Source organism: Paenibacillus sp. AR247 (genome assembly GCF_002968895.1).
In the GTDB taxonomy this organism is placed as follows: Bacteria; Bacillota; Bacilli; order Paenibacillales; family Paenibacillaceae; genus Paenibacillus_AQ; species Paenibacillus_AQ favisporus.
Window position 1 is genome coordinate 151,492 of sequence record NZ_PCZT01000009.1, and the last position, 6,529, is coordinate 158,020.

8 protein-coding genes are annotated in these 6,529 nt (G+C 50.0%); 6 read left to right on the forward strand and 2 right to left on the reverse strand.

Annotated features, from left to right (window positions below; all coding sequences use genetic code 11):
• Positions 1–95: 95 nt before the first annotated feature.
• Positions 96–1,568, reverse strand: coding sequence for an MFS transporter (locus CPT76_RS08540; RefSeq protein WP_105442615.1), 1,473 nt, complete (start codon positions 1,566–1,568; stop codon positions 96–98).
• Positions 1,569–1,719: 151 nt separating this feature from the next.
• Between CPT76_RS08540 and CPT76_RS08545 the strand changes: the two genes are divergently transcribed.
• From CPT76_RS08545 to CPT76_RS08570, 6 genes are all read left to right on the forward strand, one after another.
• On the forward strand, positions 1,720–2,544 hold the full coding sequence (locus CPT76_RS08545) for a helix-turn-helix transcriptional regulator (RefSeq protein WP_105442616.1): 825 nt from the start codon (positions 1,720–1,722) through the stop codon (positions 2,542–2,544).
• 182 nt (positions 2,545–2,726) lie between these two features.
• Positions 2,727–3,092 carry a DUF2089 domain-containing protein gene (locus CPT76_RS08550; RefSeq protein WP_105442617.1) on the forward strand — a complete coding sequence of 122 codons (366 nt, stop codon included), beginning with the start codon at positions 2,727–2,729 and terminating at the stop codon, positions 3,090–3,092.
• A 13-nt stretch (positions 3,093–3,105) separates the two neighbouring features.
• The gene (locus CPT76_RS08555) at positions 3,106–3,537 is read left to right on the forward strand and encodes an SHOCT-like domain-containing protein (protein ID WP_105442618.1); all 432 of its coding nucleotides are present in this window, start codon (positions 3,106–3,108) and stop codon (positions 3,535–3,537) included.
• 6 nt (positions 3,538–3,543) lie between these two features.
• Positions 3,544–3,888, forward strand: coding sequence for a hypothetical protein (locus CPT76_RS08560; RefSeq protein ID WP_105442619.1), 345 nt, complete (start codon positions 3,544–3,546; stop codon positions 3,886–3,888).
• 309 nt (positions 3,889–4,197) lie between these two features.
• A complete protein-coding gene (locus tag CPT76_RS08565) occupies positions 4,198–4,527 on the forward strand; it encodes a PadR family transcriptional regulator (RefSeq protein WP_076164694.1) in 330 nt (109 codons plus the stop codon).
• Between the two features lie 14 nt (positions 4,528–4,541).
• Entirely contained in the window at positions 4,542–5,723 is a 1,182-nt protein-coding gene (locus CPT76_RS08570; protein ID WP_258168212.1) for a serine hydrolase domain-containing protein, read from the forward strand.
• 200 nt (positions 5,724–5,923) lie between these two features.
• On the opposite strand, the gene CPT76_RS08575 is transcribed toward CPT76_RS08570, so the two are convergent.
• On the reverse strand, positions 5,924–6,529 hold a 606-nt coding region (locus tag CPT76_RS08575; protein WP_181152744.1), incomplete at its 5' end, for a helix-turn-helix transcriptional regulator.

A 6,529-nucleotide genomic window follows, 5' to 3' on the forward strand; every position in this document is an offset into this window, starting at 1 on the left:
TCCGAGAAAGGATTGATACCATTCAAGCGAATACTCCAGATTTGATACTGGGATATCATTAAAACGGATTTGATACAGGTAGCTGTTCATACAAATCAACCCCTCTGCCCCGAAGCACTGACAGCTTTTTCAGGGTGCCGTTGCTGTCCCGCTTTTAGTAAGAAGATGAGCAATAACGCGTAGATGACGGACAAAATCAGAACAAATTCCAGTGAGATAGTAAAGGCGTGTGCGTAGCGGGCGTGCGCGTCAGGCAAAGCTGAAATATCCAAAGCACGATAGAAGAAGATTCCGACAAAACATACGCCCAGCGCGGTGCTGAGCTGGGTTGCAGTCGTCAAAACTCCGGAAGCCGCCCCGATATTCACCTGACGTACCTTGGACAGAATGGTTCCGATGAGCGGAGCCGCGCAGGTGCCTTGCCCAATGCCAATAACGAACAAGCTCGGCCAAAGTGCCATCCAAACCAGATGGCCGCCGTGATGATGGACAATTTCCAAAGTGTAACCAATGCCGCCTGCCGTAATTATAGCTCCGACTAACAGAACAGCCGGTCCAAACCTGCTCACGAGCTTAGGTGATGCCAGTGAAGCGAGGAAGAAGCCGATTCCCAAGGGCAGATAGGTTAACCCCGACGTTAAAGCAGAATAGCCGAATCCCTGCTGGAGCATAACGGCCAACGTAAAGAACAATGCCGAAGCGATCGCATAAAAGACGAGTATGAGCGATATGCCGAGGCTAAAGGAACGATCCCGGAAAAGTGAAGGGGAGAGCAGTGGCGATTTTCCATTTTCAAGCATTTTCCGCTCATATATAATAAACAGTGTCAAACCTGCCGGGAAGCAGGCAAGCAAGATGAACGACCATGCGGGCCATCCAGCCTCACGGCCTTGAACAAGAGGAAATGCCAGCGCCAGCAGGCTTGCCGTTAAAATGATTGCGCCGACCAGATCAAGCCGTTTGGCTGAAGGGTTGCGCGACTCTTGAAGCAGCGGGATTCCGGCCAGTAACGCAGCCACACCAATTGGGACGTTCACGAGAAAAACGGAACGCCATCCCAAACTGAACAGATTTTGGCTGATAAGGTAACCTCCGAGCAGCTGCCCGGATACGGTGGCGATGCCGATAGTCGCACCATACAAACCGATGGCTTTCGCTTTTTCATGCTCGGGAAAACTCACTTGGATCATGGCGAGCACCTGCGGCATCATGGCCGCTGCCGTTATGCCCTGAAGCACGCGAAACAGGATCAGGTACAGCGAGGAGGGAGCCGCACCGCATAGCGCCGAAGCGACTACGAATCCTAACATCCCCGTGAGAAACAGACGTTTTCGCCCAAACATATCGCCGAGCCGGCTCCCGGTAATCAGCAGTACGGCATAAGCCAGCGTATAGCCCGCGAGAATAAACTGAATGTCCGAGGCGCTTGCCCGTAAATCGGCTTGGATGGACGGAATCGCAACATTAACGATAAAAGAATCAAGCAAAGCCATAAATGTCGCTGCCAACACCACCGTCAAAGCCCACCATCTGCGAGAATCGACACGCTCTCCACTAGTCTTGGTCATTTCAATCACCTTTCTCCATCAAGTTATATCCCTATCCTAGATGAAAAAGGTCTTTTCGTAAGAATACCGTTTATACGATTATAAAAAATAATACCTAGCAAGAATGAACGTGAAAAATGATTTCATATGTAGATAGAGCGGAGGGAAGGGCATGGAAGAAGATTTGAAACGCCGCAAAGAGTTAGGCGCATTCTTGAAATCGCGCCGAACGCGCATATCCCCGGTCGACCTTGGTATCCAAAGCGCACCGCATCGGCGGGCCAAGGGGCTTCGTCGTGAAGAAGTGGCGGACATCGCCGGGGTCAGCAACATATGGTATACGTGGCTGGAACAGGGGCGCGATGTCAGGCCTTCTGCACAGGTTCTTGACAGTTTGGGCAAAGCGCTCCAATTGAACCGGTATGAGCTGCTGCATTTGTATACGCTTGCGGAGCACCGTCCGCCCGCCAAGGATTGGATGTCCGACATTCACGTGGATCCGTCCCTGCAGCGTATGCTGGATAAATTAGAGCCTTTTCCCTCTTACATAAGAGGACCCCGATGGGACACGCTCGCTTGGAATCATGCGGCTTGCGAGCTGTTTGGCGACTTTAACCGGATGAACGTTCTGGAAAGAAACAGTTTGTGGCGAATGTTTGCCCGTCCCGATTACCCCGATTTGCTTCCGGACTGGCCGCAAGTAGCCCAGAGCCTCTTGGCCCAATTTCGGACCAGCTACGGACAGCATATTGGCGATCCTTCGTTCGAAGAGTTGGTTGATCTGCTCAAGAAGACGAGCGAAATGTTCAATCAATGGTGGGATCATCATGAAGTGCTCGGGATCCCGCTGGGACTTAAAAGGTTCAATCACCCAAGGCTCGGTGAACTCGCTTTCGAGCACCAGTCGCTTACGGTTGCCGATTGCCCCGACTTGAAAATGACTGTATATATCCCGGTTCAAGCGGATACTTCTTGGGTTGAGGAAGGACCAGGATAAAACTGAACTATCATACCCATGGATGGGTTTGGTTTTTCGATTTTATTAAAATTAAAGTTTAGAATATTTTAAATAATAACCAAAAAAATCAATAATTTTATTGTAATTATTAAATTTATTAATTTTTGGTTTTACAAATTGAATGTGTTGTTTTATAATTCAAAAAAAGAAAGGAGTAGAGTATGAAGTATCCCATCATCACACAGTGTCCTGTATGCGACCATCCGCTGCACGCAGTCAAGCTGGAATGTGGACATTGCCGGACGACGATTGAGAATACGTTTGAATTATCAAAGCTGGCTCTACTCTCACCTGAACAGCTCCATTTTGTGATCACCTTTCTAGTGAACAGGGGCAACATCAAGGAAGTAGAGAAAGAGCTTGGCATATCTTACCCGACGGTGCGCGGCAAGCTCAATGATATCATCACGGCCCTTGGATACGATACTCGCAAGAAGCAGGACGTCGATGAGAAGAAGGTCATTTCTATGCTGGAGAATGGCGAAATCACTGCGGACGAAGCGGTCCGAATGCTGAAGGATGAATAAGGAGGAAGTAACGATGAGAGAAGAAATCAGCAAAGTGCTGTCCATGATGCAGGAAGGCAAAATTGATTCTGATAAGGCATCGGAGTTGATTAATGCACTGCAGGAAAAGCAAATGGCTCATCCATCGCAAGCCGTGCAGGTACTGGGGAAACCAGACTATTCGAAGAAAACGCCATCGGGTTCCGGCCGTTATTTAGACAAAACGCTTAAAATTCGAGTAACAACCGAAGAAAACGATAATGTCAGCATTAATTTACCGATTAAACTGGTGAAGGCAGTTCTCGGAGCGGGGCACAGCATCGCGTCTAATATTCCGCAATCCGCGGAATATGTGAAGAATATCGATATCGATCTGCTGATCGATGCAATCGAAAACGAGCTTGACGGGCAAATCGTTGATGTCCGTACTGGTGACGGGAATACCGTAGCTGTAGTGATTGAGTAACTGGCCATGATGACTGTTAAGGTTAAGAGCAAAGAGCATGCTTTTACCATTCCTGTCCCTTATGCCGTATTGCGCATCGGAAGCGGTATTCTGACTTCCAGATTCGTTAAGCGCAAAATGAAGGATTGGATGAACAAGTCTAGCGGACATGTGGGTGGGGTCTCGAGTCGGGATCATGATTTCGATTCGGACGGCAGACGATTCGGGACTGAACTACTGCTGTCGATTCTTGAGAACGCAAGTACGCAGCATGCGATCAGGCAGCTCATCAAGGAGCTGCAGCGGTGTAAAGGGACGGTTCTGGTCGATGTCCAGGCTCAGGATGGTACGAAAGTGTTGATAAAATTGTAGGAGAGCTTTTAATTACAGCATCTCGTGCTAGAGAGAAAAGGCATATGCCTGAATCAAAGCACGTAAGACCACAAGAGCATATACGCGTAATCGCCGCGGCGCTGCGGCTTTTTGTGTTTTAGCAAGACATGATTTTTCAAAACCGGAAGACAAGAACACATATCAGTTGACGAAAAAAGTCATGGAGACTATTTGGTTAACCATAATTTAATTATGTAAACCGGATACCTGATCAGAAGTGTTTTAATAAATTAATTACCTTGACAGTCACAGTAGTGTATTGTATGATGCAGATATGGAGGTGATTGTATGAGTGACAACAAAATCACATCCGACCTGCTGCGAGGCCATACCGACACGATGATTTTACGATTATTATCCGAAGCGGACCGCTACGGTTATGAAATTGTCAAGCTGATTGCCGAACGTTCGGGAGGTGAGTACGAACTAAAGGAAGCCACGATGTATTCCAGCGTCCGGAGGCTTGAAGGGGACGGAGATATCGAGTGGTATTGGGGCGATGAATCGCAGGGCGGACGGCGCAAATATTTTCGAATTACCGAGAAGGGCAAGGAAACGTACGAGCGCAACAAAAGCAACTGGGAGTACGCCAAGCGTGTGCTTGAAAACTTGTTATAAGGGGAGTCGATGGGATGAACGAGAAATTGACGAACTATCTGAACGGGGTATTTGCACCGTACGATGGGGTAAAGAGCGTCAGCGAATTAAAGGCGGACCTGCACTCCGATTTTCAGCCGAACGGTGAAGCGCACGTCGAAGCGATCGGCACGATGCGCCATGACGGAGGCGCGCCGATGCGCCGGGATACGATCTTCCGGATGGCGTCCACTTCCAAGCCGGTCACGATGGCTGCGGCGATGGTCCTGCTTGACGAGTGCAGGCTGCGGCTGGACGATGTGGTAGACCCGTGGCTGCCCGAACTCGCCGACCGGCGGGTGCTGAAGAGAGCCGACGGCCCGCTGGACGATACCGTGCCGGCGCGGCGTCCGATCACCGTAAGGGACCTGTTGACCTCCACATTCGGGCTCGGCATGGATATGACGTCGCTGGGCACGCCGATCATGAACTCAATTTTCGAGCAGGGGCTCACGCCAGATCTGCCGGAACCGATGCCCGAGCCGGATGAGTGGATGCGCCGCCTTGGTGCGCTTCCGCTGATGCACCAGCCCGGAGAGCGCTGGCAGTACCACATCAGTAACGATCTGCTCGGCGTACTCGTAGCCAGGGTCACGGGCCAGTCGTTTGAGACATTTCTGCGCGAACGCATCTTCGATCCCCTCGGGATGAAAGACACCAGCTTCCATGTGCCCGCCGACAAGATCGACCGTCTGCCGCCCCTTTATGCCCCCAACCCGCAGACCGGTGAGTTCAACGTTTGGGACGAAGCCGAAGGGGGACGCTACAGCCAGCCTCCGGCGTTCCAGGGCGGCGGAGGCGGACTTTGCTCCACTGTTGATGACTACCACGCGTACTTTCAAATGCTGCTGAATCAGGGGATGCACGGGAACCAACGGATCCTGTCCCGTCCCGCCGTCCAGCTGATGACCACCAACCGCCTCACGCCCGAGCAGCAAGCCGCCCGACACGCCATGGCTACGAACAATGTCCACGTGTCATTCGGTCAAGGGCAGCACGGCGGCTGGGGCTTCGGGATGGCGTGGGTTCCAAAAGAAAATGTTCTGGATTTGATTACCTTACCCGCAATCCGCATGCGCTACGAAGCTTATTTGAACTTTAACGGCTCTGTGAATTATATGGAGTACGTCACTGCAACAACTTCTGAATGTCAGGTTAAACTTCAAAGAAACATTTAGTTGTACGTGCCATTAAATCCTTTCATTTACGGGATACTTTTAGTTCAGGGTCATTCAGCAGCAGATTTTCACTGTAAATATAGACAAGCACATATCCTCAGAATAGCCGCATTATTGCGGCTTTTTGAAGTCCCCCTCATATTGTGCCGGCGCGGCGGCTAAGAACCCAAGGCTAATGTTGAAGAAAGCATCCTACTGTTCTACATTCCGGAATAATAGGATTTAAACTGTGAAGGCGTCATATTCATATAGAACCTGAACCATTTGGAAAAATAACTGACATGCTGATAGCCAGACTCGAGAGCAGCCTCAAGCACATTGTACGATCCTGTGCTCAGCAAATTAGCAGCTTTGTTGATGCGGATAAAATTCAGAAATTCCATCGGCCGCATCCCGGTCTGCGTTTTGAAAAATTTACAAAAATGGGAGCGGCTGAGAGAAACTACGCCAGCCAACTGATCCAATGCTAGCTTTTCGTGAGAATGCTCTTCCATAAAAGCCAGCACTTTTTTAATTTGCTGGTTATATTCGTTTCCGGGGCTGTTTCGCTGCTCCTCACTTTGTTCCATCATTCCGAACTGGCACATATCTGCAATCAGTTGCAGGAGAAGGCCCTTCAAGCTCAGTTCGTAAGCGGGTGAACGGTTTTCGTAACGAATAAGGATCTGTTTTATATAGCCCAACAATTCGGGAGGCGAGCCGCCTGAAACCGATAATAAGGCGGGAAGTCGGAGTTCCCCAAGTAGGATTGGCCCAAGGAACAGCTCCTGGATTCGATCCGCTTGGAGCGAAGACAACCAGGATAA